Raw genomic sequence first — 18,402 nt, 5'->3', positions numbered from 1 at the left:
CATGCTGGATAGACTGTTAGCCCTGCTTGTTCTGGCGATCGTTCTTGGCGTTCCGCTGGGGCTGATTTTCCTGGTGACCGGCCAGTTCCTGATGTCGTTCGTGTTCTTCTACCCGTTGTTCATGTCCGGGTTGTGGATTGCCGGCGGCCTGTATTTCTGGTTGCACTGGGAGCGCCACTGGCCATGGCAGGACGACACGCTGCCGCCGCCACTGGAAGGCGAGCCGCTGATCTCGATCCTGATTCCTTGCTACAACGAAGGCGACAACGCTGCCGACACAATTCACGCGGCACTGGCGCAGCATTACCCGAACATCGAAGTCATCGCGATCAACGACGGCTCCAAGGACAACACGGCTGAAGTTCTCGACGCACTGGCCAAGGAAGATCCTCGTTTGCGGGTCCTGCATCTGGCAGAGAACCAGGGCAAGGCTGTGGCCCTGCGCATGGGCGCGATTGCTGCGCGCAGTGAATATCTGGTGTGCATTGATGGCGACGCCTTGCTGGCGCCCAATACCGCGGCCTATCTGGTCGCGCCTATGCTGGATAACGCACGTCTCGGCGCCGTGACTGGCAACCCGCGCATCCGCACACGGTCGACGTTGATCGGGCGGGTGCAGGTCGGCGAGTTCTCCTCGATCATCGGTCTGATCAAACGCACGCAACGGGTGTTCGGGCGCATCTTCACCGTCTCCGGGGTGATCGTCGCGTTCCGCCGTACCGCGCTGAACCGGGTCGGCTACTGGAGCCCGGACATGATCACCGAAGACATCGACATCAGCTGGAAGCTGCAGCTCGATCACTGGAGCATCTTCTACGAACCGCGCGCGCTGTGCTGGATCCTCATGCCGGAGACCCTCGGCGGCCTCTGGAAGCAGCGTCTGCGCTGGGCTCAGGGCGGCGCCGAAGTGTTGTTCAAGAACATTCGCGGCATCTGGCAGTATCGCCATCGTTACCTGTGGCCGCTGCTGTTCGAATACTGCCTGTCCACCGGTTGGGCGTTCACCTTCCTGTTGTCGGTGATTTTCTGGGGCATGGGCAAATTCATGGTCATGCCGGATGCAATCGCTGTGGATCACTTGATGCCACCGGCCTTCACCGGTCTGTTGCTGGCGGTGGTCTGCCTGGTGCAGTTCGCGGTCAGCATCGTCATCGATCGGCGCTATGAGCCGGGTCTGGGCAAGACCATGTTCTGGGTGGTCTGGTACCCGCTGGTGTTCTGGCTCGTCAGTCTGCTGACCACCTTGGTCAGTTTCCCCAAAGTGTTGTTCAGCCAACACAAGAAACGCGCGCGCTGGGTCAGTCCTGATCGGGGCATCCGACCGCTGGGCGACGAGCAGGAGGAAGTCATCAAATGAAAATTATCCGCACTCGCCAACGGCCCTTTCTGGTGGTGATCGACGTCATCCTCACCGTGATGGCCTGGGTCGGCCTGCTGTACCTGTTGGTGCGCGGCCTATGGCCATTGATCGAAACCACCGGCGGCCCACGCATCGAGCATTCGGCATTCGACGCCTTGGGCACCTTGCAGGTTTATCTGTGGGTGGCGGTGGTCAACGCAGTGATCCTGATTGGTTGGGCACGTTATCAGCAACGCAAGAGCCGCAGCTTCGCTCAGCGCCGGTTGCCCTCGCCGGTGATTGGTGATGAAGGTCTGAGCAAAAGCTTCAAGCTCTGCGATGAGCGTTTCCAGAAACTGCGCACGCCTGGCGTGATGACCATCCACAACGATCAGGACGGCGATATCAGCCACGTGGAAACGCATTTCTGGCCGGTGCAGCAGCAGGCATTGCCCGCGCCGCTGGCGCAACAGCGGGTGATCTTTCTGCATGCCGATGGCGATGACCAACGCGAGCCGGTAAACCGCTTGACGTGACCTCCACTGTAGGAGCTGCCGAAGGCTGCGATCTTTTGATTTTGCTTATGTAGAAACAAGATCAAGAGATCGCAGCCTCGTTGCACTCGTCAGCTCCTACGCAGCTCCTACAGGACCGGTATCAGGCCTGGATCAGCGTCCACGCCTCCTTCATCCGCAAAGGTTGTTTCATTCGTTCGGCCAGCAGCGCCATCGCGCGTTGCTTGTCGCAGGCCACCGCCGCGACGACGATGCCGTTTTTCGCGAACAGGCCAATGAACGGCGGCTTATCCGGCTCGCCGTTGAACTCGACCTCGTCCCATTCCGCAGCGTGACCGAGATAGTCGTAGTTCTTGCCGAAGTGGTACGTCCAGAAGAACGGCACATCCAGATAATGCTCCTCGCCACCGAGCATGTTGGCGGCGGCAATGCGCGCGTGTTGCTGGGCCAAACGCCAGTGCTCGATTCGGGTTGGCTGGCCGCTCAGCGGAAACGTGGCGATATCGCCGATGGCCCATAAACCATCGCCGACACGCATGCCGTCATCGACGCGCAAAGACTGATCATCTTCCTTGGACAGTGAGCCGAAGGCCTCGGTAGCCGGGTGGACGCCGACGCCAGCGAGGATCAAATCCGCCGCCAGGCGCAAGCCGTTGTCGAGCAACACGCCCTCGACCTTCTCTTCGCCAAAGATCTCGGTAGCCTCGTGCTCGCTGATGAACTTCACCCCGTGCTCTTCGTGCAACGCGCGAATCGCCTTGCCTACCGCTTCGCCGAATTGCTTGGCGAAAGGGATCGCATGACGCGCCAGCACGGTAACGTCGAGGCCGTACTCGCGCAGGGCTGACGCGCATTCGAGGGCGATGAAACTGTCGCCGATGATCACCGCGCGCTGGCCCGGTTGAGCGGCGTTGATGATCTGTTCAGCCTGGGCTTTCGAACGCAGGACGAAGACGTTGGCCAGCTCAGCGCCGGGTAGTTTCAGCGGGTTGGGTGCGCCACCCGTCGCGAGTACCGCGGCGTCGTAGCGCAGGATTCCGCCATTGCTTAAATGAAGGGTTTTGCCTGGAGCGTCGAGTGCGCTGACTTCGCTTTGTACGCGTTCGATGCGTTGCGCTTGATAGAAGGCTTCATCGCGCAGGGGCGGAACCTCTTTCGGCGACATTTCCCCGGCCAGAACAAATTTGCTCAGCACCGTGCGGTCGTAGCCGGCATCCTGTTCGCCGTCGACCATAACGATGCGCCCGCCAAAACCCTTCTCCCGCAACGCCGCCGCGCATGCAGTGCCTGCGGCGCCGGCGCCGACCACCACGAACGTTCTTGGATCGTCGGCCGGCGGGGTGTGCTGATCGGGCAGGGGCTGGTCATCGACCCAGATCTCCTCGCCGCGCAACTCCAGCGGATAGCGCTTGAGACTGTCCAGCGACGGCGGCTCGCACAGGCCACCGTCCTCGGCGCGGTACGCGGCTTTGTGCCAAGGGCAGATCAACCTGCCGTGACACAACGCACCCTCGGCCAGTGGCGCACCGGCGTGTGGACACAGGCCCTGAAACGCTCGCAACTCTCCGTTGGCACGCAGCAGGACGATCTTGCAGTCGCCGATTTCGACTTGCAGGCCACGGTCTTGCGGGACATCGGCGAAACGGGCGACACGGTGCAGGGACATCTTCAGCTTCCTCGCAGGCATTTCTCTTGTGAGTTGAGGCCGCCGCGGGAGGTTCAGCCATTTGCTACTGCCAAGGCACGAACGGTACAGCTATAGTTTGCGGGCCGACGACGGCCTCACTGCACAAGGTGCTCCCGGAATGACCCGATTGACCTCTCTCAACCCATGGCTGGCGGCCATCGCCGTGACCCTTTGCGTGCAGTTCCCGGCGCAGGCCCAGGAGCGCTTCACCCTGAGCATCCCGGGCGTGTCGGATAACCGCCTGTTCACCTCGGCCGCCGCCAGCGACGCGCCTGGCTGCGGTGGCAAGAACCAGTCGCCAGCGCTGAGCTGGAACGCCGGCCCGGCCGGAACCCAGAGCTACGCCATCGTCATGCATGACCCGGACGGCCAGAAGGGCCTGGGCGTCGATCACTGGATTCACTATGGGATCAAACCCACCACCCACCAGATCGCGGCCGGCGTCGGCGCTAAATCCGCCCTCGAAGGCGTCGGCGGCACCAACAGCAAAGGCAACACCCATTACATGGGCCCATGCCCGCCAGTGGGCGACAGCGCGCACCACTACATCATTCAGATCTACGCGCTCGACCTCGCCCCGGACGCTTTGCCGGCCGGCCTGACCCGCGCCGAGTTGACGGAAAAAATCAAAGGCCATGTGCTGCGCAACAGCAGCGCGGTGCGGCGTTATCACCGCTGAGGTTCGGCCGCTCTCGGGCGGCTGATTGCCCTGAATCCCCAGCCATTTGGCATTGCCCCGCGAAAACGCGCACTATCGAGCCATTGCCAATGCGCTGGAGGACACCGTGGCAGCAAAAATCGACCGCATCGCCCAGCTACTCAACTGCCCGGAAAAGGGCGAACAAATGCGGCGTGCAGTAACCGAGACACGTAAGGAATTTCTGCTGAATCAGCCGGAGGAAGACCTCGTTGATGAAGACGAGGTGTTTGAAGAGGTGGAGGAGGAGGGAGATGACGACGATGAATATGACGAGTTTGACTGGACGACGGAGTGACGGCCTTCCAGCGATCTTGTCATCGCCCACAAAAAAGCCCCGGACCATCACAGTCCGGGGCTTTCTTGTTTGATTCATGGTGCACCAGGCGGGATTCGAACCCACGACCCCTGCCTTCGGAGGGCAGTACTCTATCCAGCTGAGCTACTGGTGCAGCGGGCGACATCATACCTAGGTCGGCTCGGGGCGTCCATGCCGGGTTTGGCGGGTTTTGTCAGAGTGCGTGTCGGCACAAAATCGCGGTATTCCTTAAAGCGGTAACGTCCTGCAAAACCCTCGCTTGGCGCTTTGCCGGGGTTGATCTAAGGTTTTTCCTGCAGTACGGGTTTTCGGTGCGTTGATCTGAAAAGCGGCATTTTTGTTCTTTTTTTCGAACGACCTATTGTCCTTTACCCCCTTTGAACCTACGATCCGTTTGAGATTTCAAACGCTCGTTGACGGGATGTTGCAGCGCAGGTGCGCCCGGTCGTGCACTGTCGATGCGCCACAATCCGCTCACTGATTTCCCTGACGGCAGCCTTCGAGGCGCCTTTCTACAATCATAATTTGCTCCGCGCAGGCCGCGGTGCTGTTAAGGAAAGCCGACATGCAGCTTAAAGACACCCAGTTGTTCCGCCAGCAAGCCTTCATCGATGGCGCTTGGGTCGATGCGGACAACGGTCAGACGATCAAGGTCAACAACCCGGCCACCGGCGAGATCCTCGGCACCGTGCCGAAGATGGGCGCCGCAGAAACCCGCCGTGCCATTGAGGCCGCCGACAAGGCGCTGCCGGCCTGGCGTGCACTGACCGCCAAGGAGCGTGCCGGCAAGCTGCGTCGCTGGTTCGAGCTGATGATCGAGAACCAGGACGATCTCGCGCGCCTGATGACCCTCGAGCAAGGCAAGCCGCTGGCCGAAGCCAAGGGCGAAATCGTTTACGCCGCTTCGTTCATCGAGTGGTTCGCCGAAGAAGCCAAGCGCATCTACGGTGATGTGATTCCAGGCCACCAGCCGGACAAGCGCCTGATCGTGATCAAGCAACCGATTGGCGTCACTGCCGCGATCACCCCGTGGAACTTCCCGGCGGCGATGATCACTCGCAAGGCCGGCCCGGCGCTGGCCGCCGGTTGCACCATGGTGCTCAAGCCAGCATCGCAAACTCCATTTTCCGCTTTCGCCCTGGCCGAACTGGCTCAGCGCGCGGGCATTCCGGCGGGTGTGTTCAGCGTGGTGTCCGGCAGCGCCGGCGATATCGGCAGCGAGCTGACCAGCAACCCGATCGTGCGCAAACTGTCCTTCACCGGCTCGACCGAAATCGGTCGCCAGTTGATGGCCGAATGCGCCAAGGACATCAAGAAAGTCTCGCTGGAACTGGGCGGCAACGCGCCGTTCATCGTGTTCGACGATGCGGATCTGGATAAGGCCGTCGAAGGCGCGATCATTTCCAAATACCGCAACAACGGCCAGACCTGCGTCTGCGCCAACCGTCTGTACATTCAGGACGCGGTCTACGATGCGTTCGCCGAGAAGCTGAAAGTGGCTGTGGCCAAACTGAAAATCGGCAACGGTCTGGAAGACGGCACCACCACCGGCCCGCTGATCGACGAAAAAGCCGTGGCCAAGGTTCAGGAACACATCGCTGACGCCGTGAGCAAAGGCGCGACCGTACTGGCCGGCGGCAAGGCGATGGAAGGCAACTTCTTCGAGCCGACCATCCTCACCAACGTGCCGAAAAACGCGGCCGTGGCCAAGGAAGAAACCTTCGGTCCGCTGGCGCCGCTGTTCCGCTTCAAAGACGAAGCGGAAGTGATCGCCATGTCCAACGACACCGAATTCGGTCTCGCCTCGTATTTCTACGCACGCGACCTCGGCCGTGTGTTCCGTGTCGCCGAAGCGCTGGAATACGGCATGGTCGGCGTCAACACCGGGCTGATCTCCAACGAAGTCGCGCCGTTCGGCGGCATCAAGGCCTCGGGCCTGGGCCGTGAAGGTTCCAAGTACGGCATCGAAGATTACCTGGAAATCAAATACCTCTGCCTGGGCATCTAAGTCGGGAACGGGATCGCTGCAAACGCAAAGGGCACGAGAGCGCTGTCCTTTGCGTCGTTTCAAAACGGAATTTTCTCTGCGGCCGGGAACGCCGTGGCAGTCGATCATCGCATGCTGCCACTGCCGATTCCTCCCGCTTCATCCTTGAACCACGCCGCCCGATGAGCGGCGAATGAGGACTGTAATGAGCAAGACTAACGCTGAACTGATGGCCCGCCGCACCAATGCCGTACCTCGTGGTGTTGGCCAGATTCACCCGATCTTCGCCGAGTCGGCAAAGAACGCAACGGTGACCGACGTCGAAGGTCGTGAGTTCATCGACTTCGCTGGCGGCATTGCTGTACTGAACACCGGCCACGTGCACCCGAAAATCATCGCTGCCGTAACCGAACAGCTGAACAAGCTGACCCACACTTGCTTCCAGGTGCTGGCCTACGAGCCGTACGTTGAGCTGTGCGAAAAAATCAACGCCAAGGTGCCGGGCGATTTCGCCAAGAAAACCCTGCTGGTGACCACCGGTTCCGAAGCGGTGGAAAACGCCGTGAAGATCGCCCGTGCCGCCACCGGCCGCGCTGGCGTGATCGCGTTCACCGGCGCTTACCACGGTCGCACCATGATGACCCTGGGCCTGACCGGTAAAGTCGTGCCGTACTCGGCCGGGATGGGCCTGATGCCAGGCGGCATCTTCCGCGCGCTGTACCCGAACGAACTGCACGGTGTGAGCATCGACGACTCGATCGCCTCCATCGAACGCATCTTCAAGAACGACGCCGAGCCGAAGGACATCGCCGCGATCATCATCGAGCCGGTGCAGGGTGAGGGTGGTTTCTACGTTGCGCCGAAGGAATTCATGAAGCGTCTGCGCGCGCTGTGCGACCAGCACGGCATTCTGCTGATCGCTGACGAAGTGCAGACCGGCGCTGGCCGTACCGGCACTTTCTTCGCCATGGAGCAGATGGGCGTTGCCGCCGACCTGACCACCTTTGCCAAGTCCATCGCTGGCGGTTTCCCGCTGGCCGGCGTGTGCGGCAAGGCCGAGTACATGGACGCCATCGCCCCGGGTGGCCTGGGCGGCACCTACGCTGGTAGCCCGATCGCTTGCGCCGCTGCGCTGGCCGTGATGGAAGTGTTCGAAGAAGAGCAACTGCTGGACCGCTGCAAGGCTGTCGGCGAGCGTCTGGTCACCGGCCTGAAGGCCATTCAGGCCAAGTACCCGGTGATCGGTGAAGTGCGCGCGCTGGGCGCGATGATCGCGGTCGAGCTGTTCGAAAACGGCGACAGCCACAAGCCAAACCCGACCGCTGTAGCGGCTGTTGTCGCCAAGGCGCGGGACAAGGGCCTGATCCTGCTGTCCTGCGGCACTTACGGTAACGTGCTGCGCGTGCTGGTCCCGCTGACTTCGCCGGACGAGCAACTGGACAAGGGTCTGGCGATCATCGAAGAGTGCTTCTCCGAACTCTGATCGATGGTGTGACCTGCTCGACAAAAACCCGCTTCGGCGGGTTTTTTTACGCCCGTTGAAACACATCGGCCGCGTTTGCGCTGTAACGAATGTCCGGCATTGGCTAAGGTTCAGGCATTGCAAGGAGAGCGCGCATGACTGCCGTTGATTTACCCGCCGTACCCCGGGTGTTGATTGCCGAGGCCGATCCCTGGTCTCGCGACCTGCTTAAACAAGTACTGCTCAACGTGCGCTGCGATGCGCGCCTGGATCTGTGCGCCGACGGCCAGCAAGCGCTGTCGTTGCTTGGCGAGGTGCCGTATGACCTGGCCATCGTCGATTGGGAGCTGCCCGGAATCGATGGACTGCATGTGCTGCGCAGCGTTCGTCAGCGCAAACGCAATCCGCCACTGCCGTTCATTCTGATGAGCAGCCGCAACGACAGCGCCAGCGTGCGCGAAGCGATTCCGCTGGCGCCGACCGCGTACCTGACCAAACCGTTGAACATGGAAGGCCTGACCGAGCGCTTGCAGGGTTTGCTGCTCAACGCCGGCGAAGCCGTGGTCTGCGAAGTGCCGGCACTGGCGCCGGGCATGACCCTGCCAGTGTTTCTGGAACGGCGTCGCGAGCAGGCCGATGGCGCGCCGCTGATGACCGACGTGCAAGTGGCGGTCAAGCGCAGCCTCAATCAAGAAGGGCTGGACCTGAAACTGCTGGAGGAAGAGGTTCGTACCGATCCGCAGATCACCGCGGTGCTGATCGCGGCCGCCAACAGTGCTGCGCAGCACCATGGCGCGCCAGTGCAGACCCTGGCGCAGGCGCTGCATCGACTCGGCACCGGGCAAAGCATGAACCTGATACTCGGGCTGGCGCTCAAACGCAGCGCCCGGCTCAGCAATGTGTGCCTGGCAGATTACGCCGAGCGCTACTGGGGGCTGTCACTGCACACGGCGGAATATGCCCGCACGCTGGCGCGCTTGCTCGATCTGGATCAGGAACGCTGCTATTGCGCGGGCATGCTGCATCGACTCGGCGATCTGGCGCTGCTGCGCTGCTTGCAGGAATGGCGACAGGCCGGCGGCGAGCTGGACGAGCTGGAAGAGGTCGGTGAAGCGTTGGCGAAGTTTGCCGCTTCCTACGGCTCGGCATTGAGAACTCGCTGGCGGCTGCCGCTGGAGTTGCGCGAGTTGATTGCTTCGGTCTACCAGCTCGGTGGTGGCGTTTACAGTCGCGAGGCGCTGGTGATGAACATGGCGGCGCAGATGGCGCGGCTGACCGAGCATGAAGGCGTCGAGGAACTGGCGAAGAGCAGGACGGCGCGGTTGCTCAAGATCGGCTTGCCGGAGTTGATGCGGATGCGCAAATAAACAGCTTACATAAACCCTGTAGGAGTGAGCCTGCTCGCGATAGCGGAGTGTCAGTTATTAAAGTTTCGTCTGACACTCCGCGATCGCGAGCAGGCTCACTCCTACAGGGGGATGTGTTGAATATGAGACCGGGTCAGGCCGCAATAATCCGGTTCTTGCCCTGCCGCTTCGCCTCGTACATCGCGGCATCCGCGCGGGCGAACAGGTTGTCGAGGCTCTTGTCTTCGTCGGTGAGATTGGTCAGGCCCTGGCTCACGGTGATGCTGAACGGCTGACCGTCGTGGTTGAAGCGCAGCCGCTGGATTTCCTGCTGCAGTCGCTCTGCCACTTGCACGGCCATCTCCGGCGCACAGCCGGGGAACACCGCAGCGAACTCCTCACCGCCAATCCGCCCGAACAGGTCGCCGCGACGCAATGATCCACGCCCGCACTCGGCGATCCGTTGCAGCACGTTGTCGCCTTCGGGGTGGCCGTAGCTGTCGTTAATCACTTTGAAATCGTCGATGTCCAGCAGCAGGAAGGCCAGCGGTGTGCCGTGGCGGCGGGCCTCGGCGAACTCGCGGTGGGCACATTCGAAGAAGTGGCGGCGGTTGCTGCTCTGCGTCAGCACATCGGTGGTGGCCAAGCGTTGCAGCTCGGTTTCCATGTTTTTCTTGTCAGTGATGTCTTCGGCGATGCCGACGATGATCACCGGTTGACCGGGCTCGTCCTGCCGATTGATGAAGCATTTGTCGCTGATCCAGCGCACCTGGCCGTCGGCGGCGATGATGCGGTACTCGCGATCCTCCACCGCACCTCGGTGCAGGACTTCGGCGAGGCTCTGTTCGGCGTACTCGAGATCATCGGGATAAATGCTGTCACGCCATTGGTTGTAGTCAGCCAGCAAGAGTGCTGCGGAGCGGCCGAAAATCCGTTCGTACGCCGGGCTGACATACAGCACCTGACGTGTTTCCCAGTTGAAAGCCCAGAGCACGGCGTTGACGCTGACCAGCAGGGAACTGATCAACTGTTCGCGTTCGCTCAGGCGCGCGACTTCGCCTTGCGCGTGCATCAGCGCCATCAACGTTTGCGCGGCCTCGGGCCATTGGGTGAAGGATGTGTCTTTCTGGTTGTTGTTGCCCATCGGCACAGATCTCAAAGGGCACGCCGCAATGTCGACAACGGCCACAGGACAACCCGCCGGGATGGCGAAGTGTCTTTGAGATAGAGGATTTTCGGCGAAGTTCCCGGCCATTACCGAGTCCCGCCAAGCGGCGAGCTGTAGGAGCTGACGAGTGCAACGAGGCTGCGATCTCTTGATCTCAAGAATCAGAAGATCGCAGCCAGTGCCGGATCAAACCGCCGCAGGACGCAGCGAGTAGGTTTTCAGCTGATCGGCAAAATCACGCAACGACTGGATGCCACTGGCCTCGGCCTCGTGAATCCATTCCTTGATGGCAGCGAGCATGTCGTGGCCATTGGAACTGGTCTTGACCCAGATCTGCTGCAGGGCCAGGCGTTTTTCGTAAATGACTTTCAGCGCCTGGCTGTGTTCCAGCATGGTCTGGATGCGCAGGTGATGACGGTCTTCCAGCAGGCTGGTTTCCCGAGACAGCAGGCGTTTGGCCCGGTGGAACTGGTGGCGTACCGAATGATCGACCTTGGCCAGCTCCTGCTTGACCAGCGGGCCGATCACCAATTTGCGGTACTGGGCCATGATCTGGAAGCGGTTGTTGAGGATCGCCATGGCAGTGTCCATGTCGAGGCTGCCCTTGCCTTCAACGCGGTGGGCGATCGGTGCGACCCGCTGCACCTTGGCCAGACGCAGGAAGCAGAAGACCTTGATCCACGCCCAGCCGAGGTCGAATTCCCATTTCTTCACCGACAGCTTGGCCGAGTTGGGATATGTGTGATGGTTGTTGTGCAGTTCTTCACCGCCGATCAGGATGCCCCAGGGCACCAGATTGGTCGCCGCATCACGGCATTCGAAATTGCGATAGCCGACGGCGTGGCCCAGGCCGTTGATGACACCAGCGGCCCACACCGGAATCCACATCATCTGGATTGCCCAGATGGTGATGCCGATGGTGCCGAACAGCAGCAGGTCGATCACGCCCATGATCGCCACGCCCAGTAATGGATAGCGGCTGTACAGGTTGCGTTCGATCCAGTCTTCCGGGCAGTTCTTCCCGTAGATGCGCAGGGTCTCCGGGTTCTGTGCTTCGCTGCGGTACAGCTCGGCACCGGTGCGCAGCACTGTGGACAGGCCCTTGATCACCGGGCTGTGCGGGTCATCTTCGGTTTCGCATTTGGCGTGGTGTTTGCGGTGGATGGCGGTCCACTCGCGGGTGTTCTGCGCCGTGGTCAGCCACAGCCAGAAACGGAAAAAGTGCTTCAGACCCGCATTCAGCTCGAGCGAGCGATGGGCCGAGTAACGGTGCAGATAGACCGTGACGGCAACAATCGTCACATGGGTCATCAGCAGGGTGACCGCGACCAGTGACCAGGCCGACAAGCCAAGAAAACCTTCGTACCACATAGGCTATAGGGCCCTCGATAAAGATAAAAACAGCCGTTGCATTATCACTAAGCACGCAGATAAAACCAGTCGCCCTTTCAGATAAGAAGTCGCTGAATGTTTCTTGACCTATAATTCCAACCTTTTTGTAGGGACATGGACGACCGAATGTCTGCGACTTACCGCGATGCCTTGCGTGCAGCGCTGCTCTACCTGGTACTGGCCGCCGTGTGGCTGCAGGTTTCTGATCATTTATTAAGCAAATTCTTCGATGACTCCGGTGAGCGGGCCCATTGGCAACTGATCAACGGTTATCTGCTGGCAGCGGTCAGCGCCGGGGTGATTTTTCTCGCGCGGGCGCGTCTGTGTCGGTTTCTCGGCATCGGCGCGCGCTTGCGTGAGCGGCATACCGACCGCGAGCGCCTGCGTCAGGCGGCCGCCGTGTTCGACTGCACCCGCGAAGGTGTACTGGTCACCGACCATCGAGGCTCGATCGTCCACGTCAACCGCGCTTTCATCGAGATCACCGGTTATCGGCGCGACGAGGTCATCGGCCAGCAGCCCAGTCTGTTCAAGTCCGGCCATCATCCGCCGGGCTTCTATCAGGCGATGTTCGCCACACTCGAGGCTGAAGGTGAATGGAGCGGCGAGATCTGGAACCGGCGCAAGACCGGCGAGATTTATCCACAGTGGCAGACGATCCGGGTGATTCACGATGATTCCGGCCGGCTCAGCCATTACGTGGCGGTGTTCTCCGACATCAGTGCGATCAAGGATTCCGAGTCCGAGCTCAAACACCTGGCGCATCACGATCCGTTGACCGATCTGCCCAATCGCCTGCTGTTCAGCGACCGCGCCGAACAGGCGTTGTCTTCGGCGCAGACGCACAAGCGTGGCTGCGCGCTGCTGATGCTCGATCTGGATCATTTCAAGATGATCAACGACAGCCTCGGGCATAACGTCGGTGATCGGTTGCTCAAAATGGTGGCGACGCGTTTGCAGGAGCTGCCCGGCCCCGGCATCACCCTGGCACGGCTGGGCGGTGATGAATTCGCCGTGCTCGCGGAAAGTTGTCCACAGCCCGCGCAGGCGGCGGCATTGGCACAACGGATTCTGGACGCGTTGAAGGAGCCGATGCTGATTGACGGCAATCAACTGTTTATCAACGCCAGCATCGGCATCAGCCTGTTTCCCAGCGATGCCTTGGGCGCCGAGCAGTTGCTGCGCAACGCCGACAGCGCGCTGTTCAAAGCCAAAAGCAGCGGGCGCAACGGCTACGCGCTGTACACCGAAGAACTGACCGCGCACGCCCAGCAACGGGTCGAAATCGCCTTCGAACTGCGCCGCGCATTGGAGCAGCAGGAATTGTGTGTCTATTACCAGCCGGTGCACGACCTGCAAAGCAGCCGTCTGATCGGCGTCGAGGCACTGGTGCGCTGGCAGCATCCGCAGCGCGGCCTGGTGTCGCCGGCAGAATTCATTCCGATTGCCGAGCGCACCGGTCTGATCGCCGACATCGATGCCTGGGTGATGCAGCAGGCTTGTCGACAGATGTGCCAATGGCAGCAAAGCGGCGTGGTGCTGTCGTTCGTCGCGGTGAATGTCTCGTCGCGGCTGTTTGCCCGGCGTGAGCTTTACCAGCAGGTGGCGCAGGTGCTGCACGACACCGGGCTGGATCCGGCCCATCTGGAACTGGAAGTCACCGAAAGCGCGGTAATGGACGATCCAGAAGTGGCGCTGGAGCAAATGCATCGGTTGCGTGAGCTGGGTGTGCGCCTGGCCATTGATGATTTCGGCACCGGCTATTCCTCGCTGCTGCGGCTCAAGCGCCTGCCGGTGCAGAAACTCAAGATCGATCAGGGTTTCGTTGCCGGGTTGCCCTGGGACGAGGATGACGTGGCGATTGTCCGGGTGATCATCGCGCTGGCGCGGAGCATGGGAATGCAGGTGCATGCCGAGGGGATCGAGGAGGTTGAGCAGGCGGCGTTTTTGCTTGAGCAGGCGTGTGATCTGGGGCAGGGGTATTGGTTTGGGCGACCAATTTCTGCGGCGGAAATTGATTGGGAGCGTGCTTCACTGATTAGTTAAAGATCAAAAGATCGCAGCCTTCGGCAGCTCCTACGGGGATCGGTGCAGGAGTTGATGCAGGCTGTGATCTTTTGCTTTTACAGGCTGCAACCCCTTGTGCGGGCAGACAAACATTTCTGGTTATATAAACATTCTTAAATAGTCTTTTTAAGAATATCCGTGCCTCTCTTATATTGCTCCCACGCCGAACGCAGTGCCGCCCACTGCCAGGCAAAATCCCTTCAAAGGAGCAGCACCATGAGCGCATCCCTTCGCAGCGTTGACGGTCAGGACGAAAGCACCATCTTGCGTGAAATCCAGAGCGCCCTGCGCGATCTGCGGTTCGGCGCGGTGGAGATCACTGTGCACAACGCGCAAGTCGTACAGATCGAACGCAAAGAGAAATTCCGTTTGCAGCAACCCGGTAAACAACCGGGCTGAGCTTGAGATCAAAAGATCGCAGCCTTCGGCAGCTCCTACAGGGGGCTGTGTGCAGGAGCTGGCGAAGGCGGCGATCTTTCACGGGACCCGATTCCAGCAACACATAAGAAAAAGCCACCACCAAGAATTCCAGGAGCTTTCACCATGTCGTCGATTCGCCGTTACGCTTTGGCCGCGCTGGCCAGTGCCGTGTTTGCCGGTTCCGCCGTTGCCAAGGATTACGAACTGCTCAACGTGTCGTATGACCCGACGCGCGAGCTGTATCAGGAATACAACGCCGAATTCATCAAGTTCTGGCAGAAGGATCATGCCGGCGACACGGTGAAAATCCAGCAATCCCATGGTGGTTCGGGCAAGCAGGGTCGTGCGGTGATCGACGGTCTGCGTGCTGACGTGGTGACCCTGGCCCTGGCCGGCGACATCGATGAAATCGCCAAGCTCGGCAAGACTCTGCCGGCCGACTGGCAGAAGCGTCTGCCGGAAGCGAGCACGCCGTACACCTCGACCATCGTGTTCCTGGTGCGCAAGGGCAACCCAAAAGGCATCAAGGACTGGGGCGATCTGGTCAAGAATGACGTCTCGGTGATCACGCCGAACCCGAAAACCTCGGGCGGTGCACGCTGGAACTTCCTCGCGGCGTGGGCCTATGGCCTGAAAGCCAACGGCGGGGATGAAGCCAAGGCCAAGGAATACGTACAAACCCTGTTCAAGCACGTGCCGATCCTCGACACCGGCGCCCGTGGTTCGACCATCACCTTCGTCAACAACGGTCAGGGCGACGTGTTGCTGGCCTGGGAAAACGAAGCGTTCCTGGCGCTGAAAGAAGATGGCGGCGCCGACAAGTTCGACATCGTCGTACCTTCGCTGTCGATCCTCGCCGAACCGCCAGTGGCCGTGGTCGACAAGAATGCCGAGAAGAAGGGCAACGCGCAGATCGCCGAAGCCTATCTCAAGCACCTGTACAGCCCGGCCGGCCAGGAAATCGCCGCGAAAAACTTCTATCGTCCACGTGACAAGGACGTAGCGGCCAAATATGCCCAGCAGTTCCCGAAACTGGAGCTGGTGACCATCGACAAGGACTTCGGCGGCTGGAAATCCGCGCAGCCGAAATTCTTCAACGACGGTGGCGTGTTCGACCAGATTTATCAGGCGCAGTAATCTCACTCGAAACGAGCCTGAAGTTCAGGCACAAACCATGTGGGAGCGAGCCTGCTCGCGAAGGCGGTTTATCAGCGACAGGGATGTTGACTGATACTCCCTCTTCGCGAGCCGGCTCGCTCCCACATTGATGCGTTTTCAACCAGGGACTTTTATGTCGCGTCGTATCTCCCCCGTCATACCCGGCTTCGGGCTGACGCTGGGTTACACCTTGGTGTACCTCAGCCTGATTGTGCTTATCCCGCTGGCGGCGATGTTCGTCCATGCCGCCCAGCTGACCTGGGATCAGTTCTGGACGATCATTTCCGCACCGCGTGTGCTGGCGGCGTTGAAGCTGAGCTTCGGTACCGCGCTGTGTGCGGCGATCATCAACGGCATCATCGGTACGTTGCTGGCCTGGGTGCTGGTGCGCTACACATTCCCCGGACGCAAGGTGATCGACGCGATGATCGATCTGCCGTTCGCCCTGCCCACCGCTGTGGCCGGTATCGCGCTGACGGCGCTGTACACGCCGACCGGTCTGGTCGGCCAGTTCGCCGCCGACCTCGGTTTCAAGATCGCCTACACGCCGCTGGGCATCACCCTTGCCCTGACTTTCGTGACCCTGCCGTTCGTGGTGCGCACGGTGCAGCCGGTGCTGGCCGATATTCCCCGTGAAGTCGAAGAAGCGGCTGCCTGCCTCGGTGCCAAGCCGTTGCAGGTGTTCCGTCACATTCTGCTGCCGGCGCTGCTGCCGGCCTGGCTGACCGGTTTCGCCCTGGCGTTCGCCCGTGGTGTCGGCGAGTACGGTTCGGTGATTTTCATCGCCGGCAACATGCCGATGAAAACCGAAATCCTGCCGCTGCTGATCATGGTCAAACTCGACCAGTACGATTACACCGGCGCCACCTCCATCGGCGTGCTGATGCTGGTGGTTTCCTTCGTCCTGTTGCTGCTGATCAACTTGCTGCAGCGGCGCATCGAAACCCCATAAGGAGGCGCGAACATGTCCCAATCGTCTATTGCGGCCGCGTCCTCGGCCAACGCTGCGCGGCGTGGCAGTGCGACCTCGCGCAGAATCCTGATCGGTCTTGGCTGGCTGATCTTTTTCCTGTTTCTCCTGCTGCCGCTGTTCATCGTTGTATCGCAGGGTTTGAAGAATGGCCTTGGCGCGTTCTTCACCGCGATTTTTGAACCGGACGCGCTGTCGGCGCTGAAACTGACGGTGATCGCCGTGCTGATCTCGGTGCCGCTGAACCTGGTGTTCGGCGTCAGTGCGGCGTGGTGCGTGAGCAAATACTCGTTCCGTGGCAAGAGCATGCTGGTCACGCTGATCGACCTGCCGTTCTCGGTGTCGCCGGTGATCGCCGGTCTGGTCTACGTGCTGATGTTCGGTGCGCAGGGCCTGTTCGGGCCGTGGCTGCAGGATCACGACATCCAGATCGTCTTCGCCCTGCCGGGCATTGTGCTGGCGACGATTTTCGTCACCGTGCCGTTCGTGGCCCGTGAACTGATCCCGCTGATGCAGGAACAAGGCACCCAAGAGGAGGAAGCCGCGCGCCTGCTCGGTGCCAATGGCTGGCAGATGTTCTGGCACGTCACCGTGCCGAACATCAAGTGGGGCCTGATTTATGGCGTGGTGCTGTGTACCGCGCGGGCCATGGGCGAGTTCGGTGCGGTGTCGGTGGTGTCCGGGCACATTCGCGGGGTGACCAACACCTTGCCGCTGCACGTCGAGATCCTCTACAACGAATACAACCACGTGGCCGCGTTCGCCGTGGCGAGCCTGTTGCTGATCCTGGCGCTCTTCATCCTGCTGCTCAAGCAGTGGAGCGAAAACCGTATCAACCGCCTGCGCGCCAGCGCCGCGGAGGAATAATTCATGTCGATCGAAGTGCGTAACGTCAGCAAGAATTTCAATGCGTTCAAAGCGCTGGACAACATCAGCCTGGACATCCAGAGCGGTGAGCTGGTCGCGCTGCTGGGCCCTTCGGGCTGCGGCAAAACCACCTTGCTGCGCATTATTGCCGGTCTGGAAACCCCGGATCAGGGCAACATCGTCTTTCACGGCGAAGACGTTTCCGGCCACGATGTGCGGGATCGCAACGTCGGTTTCGTGTTCCAGCATTACGCGTTGTTCCGCCACATGACGGTGTTCGACAACGTCGCGTTCGGCCTGCGCATGAAACCGAAGAACCAACGCCCGAGCGAAAGCCAGATCGCGGCCAAGGTCCACGAACTGCTGAACATGGTGCAACTGGACTGGCTGTCGGATCGTTATCCTGAGCAATTGTCCGGTGGTCAGCGTCAGCGTATCGCCCTGGCCCGTGCCCTGGCGGTCGAGCCGAAAGTATTGCTGCTCGATGAACCGTTCGGCGCCCTCGACGCCAAGGTGCGCAAGGAACTGCGGCGCTGGCTGGCGCGGCTGCACGAAGACATCAACCTGACTTCGGTGTTCGTGACCCACGACCAGGAAGAAGCAATGGAAGTCGCCGACCGTATCGTGGTGATGAACAAGGGCGTGATCGAGCAGATCGGCTCACCGGGCGACGTCTACGAAAACCCGGCCAGTGATTTCGTCTATCACTTCCTTGGCGACTCGAACCGCTTGCTGCTGAGCGACGACAACCATGTGCTGTTCCGCCCGCATGAAGTGTCGTTGTCCAGGCATGAGCTGGAAGATCACCATGCCGCTGAAGTGCGCGATATCCGCCCACTGGGTGCGACGACGCGGGTGACGCTGAAGGTCGAAGGGCAGACTGATCTGATCGAAGCCGAGGTGGTGAAAGACCACGACAGCCTGATCGGCCTGGCCAAGGGTGAAACGTTGTTCTTCAAACCGAAGGTCTGGCAGAAAGTCGCTAACCTCTAAAAGCGTAAAGCTTCG

The 18,402-nt window shown here is 60.6% G+C and carries 16 protein-coding genes and 1 tRNA gene; 13 read left to right on the top strand and 4 right to left on the bottom strand.

The window, feature by feature from the left end:
• Position 1: 1 nt before the first annotated feature.
• Together pgaC and pgaD are read left to right on the top strand one after the other, a co-directional pair.
• The gene (gene pgaC / locus AEQ63_RS02410; protein ID WP_042610160.1) at positions 2 to 1,357 is read left to right on the top strand and encodes a poly-beta-1,6-N-acetyl-D-glucosamine synthase; all 1,356 of its coding nucleotides are present in this window, start codon (positions 2 to 4) and stop codon (positions 1,355 to 1,357) included.
• Positions 1,354 to 1,875, top strand: coding sequence for a poly-beta-1,6-N-acetyl-D-glucosamine biosynthesis protein PgaD (pgaD, locus tag AEQ63_RS02405; protein ID WP_064361645.1), 522 nt, complete (start codon positions 1,354 to 1,356; stop codon positions 1,873 to 1,875). Before pgaC ends, pgaD begins: the two co-directional genes overlap by 4 nt.
• A gap of 121 nt (positions 1,876 to 1,996) precedes the next feature.
• Here the strand turns inward: pgaD and AEQ63_RS02400 are convergent, their stop codons facing one another.
• A complete protein-coding gene (locus AEQ63_RS02400; RefSeq protein WP_064361644.1) occupies positions 1,997 to 3,520 on the bottom strand; it encodes an FAD-dependent oxidoreductase in 1,524 nt (507 codons plus the stop codon).
• A gap of 139 nt (positions 3,521 to 3,659) precedes the next feature.
• Here AEQ63_RS02400 and AEQ63_RS02395 point away from each other — a divergent pair, with 139 nt between their 5' ends.
• Positions 3,660 to 4,220 carry a YbhB/YbcL family Raf kinase inhibitor-like protein gene (locus AEQ63_RS02395; RefSeq protein WP_064361643.1) on the top strand — a complete coding sequence of 187 codons (561 nt, stop codon included), beginning with the start codon at positions 3,660 to 3,662 and terminating at the stop codon, positions 4,218 to 4,220.
• Between the two features lie 46 nt (positions 4,221 to 4,266).
• A complete protein-coding gene (locus AEQ63_RS02390) occupies positions 4,267 to 4,536 on the top strand; it encodes a hypothetical protein (protein WP_177330582.1) in 270 nt (89 codons plus the stop codon).
• Positions 4,537 to 4,613: 77 nt separating this feature from the next.
• Here the strand turns inward: AEQ63_RS02390 and AEQ63_RS02385 are convergent.
• Positions 4,614 to 4,690, bottom strand: a tRNA-Arg gene (locus AEQ63_RS02385).
• A 432-nt stretch (positions 4,691 to 5,122) separates the two neighbouring features.
• Here AEQ63_RS02385 and gabD point away from each other — a divergent pair.
• The 3 genes from gabD to AEQ63_RS02370 all read left to right on the top strand — a co-directional run bounded on the left by gabD (position 5,123) and on the right by AEQ63_RS02370 (position 9,373).
• Complete coding sequence (gene gabD / locus AEQ63_RS02380) at positions 5,123 to 6,565, top strand: NADP-dependent succinate-semialdehyde dehydrogenase (protein ID WP_024011131.1); 1,443 nt, start codon at positions 5,123 to 5,125, stop codon at positions 6,563 to 6,565.
• 184 nt (positions 6,566 to 6,749) lie between these two features.
• Positions 6,750 to 8,027, top strand: coding sequence for a 4-aminobutyrate--2-oxoglutarate transaminase (gabT, locus tag AEQ63_RS02375; protein WP_016772251.1), 1,278 nt, complete (start codon positions 6,750 to 6,752; stop codon positions 8,025 to 8,027).
• A 134-nt stretch (positions 8,028 to 8,161) separates the two neighbouring features.
• Entirely contained in the window at positions 8,162 to 9,373 is a 1,212-nt protein-coding gene (locus AEQ63_RS02370) for a response regulator (RefSeq protein ID WP_064361641.1), read from the top strand.
• 133 nt (positions 9,374 to 9,506) lie between these two features.
• Here the strand turns inward: AEQ63_RS02370 and AEQ63_RS02365 are convergent, their stop codons facing one another.
• Together AEQ63_RS02365 and desA are read right to left on the bottom strand one after the other, a co-directional pair.
• Complete coding sequence (locus AEQ63_RS02365; protein WP_064361640.1) at positions 9,507 to 10,496, bottom strand: GGDEF domain-containing protein; 990 nt, start codon at positions 10,494 to 10,496, stop codon at positions 9,507 to 9,509.
• Between the two features lie 210 nt (positions 10,497 to 10,706).
• Positions 10,707 to 11,891: a delta-9 fatty acid desaturase DesA gene (gene desA / locus AEQ63_RS02360; protein WP_042610168.1), complete on the bottom strand. Its 1,185-nt coding sequence runs from the start codon at positions 11,889 to 11,891 to the stop codon at positions 10,707 to 10,709.
• 147 nt (positions 11,892 to 12,038) lie between these two features.
• On the opposite strand from desA, the gene dibA reads away from it, so the two are divergent.
• From dibA to AEQ63_RS02330, 6 genes are all read left to right on the top strand, one after another.
• Positions 12,039 to 13,958, top strand: a complete 1,920-nt coding sequence (gene dibA / locus AEQ63_RS02355; RefSeq protein WP_064361639.1) for a phosphodiesterase DibA — start codon at positions 12,039 to 12,041, stop codon at positions 13,956 to 13,958.
• Between the two features lie 237 nt (positions 13,959 to 14,195).
• On the top strand, positions 14,196 to 14,378 hold the full coding sequence (oscA, locus tag AEQ63_RS02350; RefSeq protein WP_007917682.1) for a sulfur starvation response protein OscA: 183 nt from the start codon (positions 14,196 to 14,198) through the stop codon (positions 14,376 to 14,378).
• A gap of 144 nt (positions 14,379 to 14,522) precedes the next feature.
• Positions 14,523 to 15,536, top strand: a complete 1,014-nt coding sequence (locus AEQ63_RS02345; RefSeq protein WP_064361638.1) for a sulfate ABC transporter substrate-binding protein — start codon at positions 14,523 to 14,525, stop codon at positions 15,534 to 15,536.
• A gap of 154 nt (positions 15,537 to 15,690) precedes the next feature.
• Positions 15,691 to 16,509 carry a sulfate ABC transporter permease subunit CysT gene (gene cysT / locus AEQ63_RS02340; RefSeq protein ID WP_007952818.1) on the top strand — a complete coding sequence of 273 codons (819 nt, stop codon included), beginning with the start codon at positions 15,691 to 15,693 and terminating at the stop codon, positions 16,507 to 16,509.
• A 12-nt stretch (positions 16,510 to 16,521) separates the two neighbouring features.
• Entirely contained in the window at positions 16,522 to 17,394 is an 873-nt protein-coding gene (gene cysW, locus AEQ63_RS02335; RefSeq protein ID WP_064361637.1) for a sulfate ABC transporter permease subunit CysW, read from the top strand.
• Positions 17,395 to 17,397: 3 nt separating this feature from the next.
• Positions 17,398 to 18,387 carry a sulfate/molybdate ABC transporter ATP-binding protein gene (locus tag AEQ63_RS02330; RefSeq protein ID WP_064361636.1) on the top strand — a complete coding sequence of 330 codons (990 nt, stop codon included), beginning with the start codon at positions 17,398 to 17,400 and terminating at the stop codon, positions 18,385 to 18,387.
• Positions 18,388 to 18,402: the final 15 nt, after the last annotated feature.

Source organism: Pseudomonas sp. RIT-PI-o, assembly GCF_001297215.1.
GTDB lineage: Bacteria > Pseudomonadota > Gammaproteobacteria > Pseudomonadales > Pseudomonadaceae > Aquipseudomonas > Aquipseudomonas moraviensis_A.
Note: the sequence above shows the minus strand (reverse complement) of the source record. Positions and strands in the feature narration are given on the sequence as shown.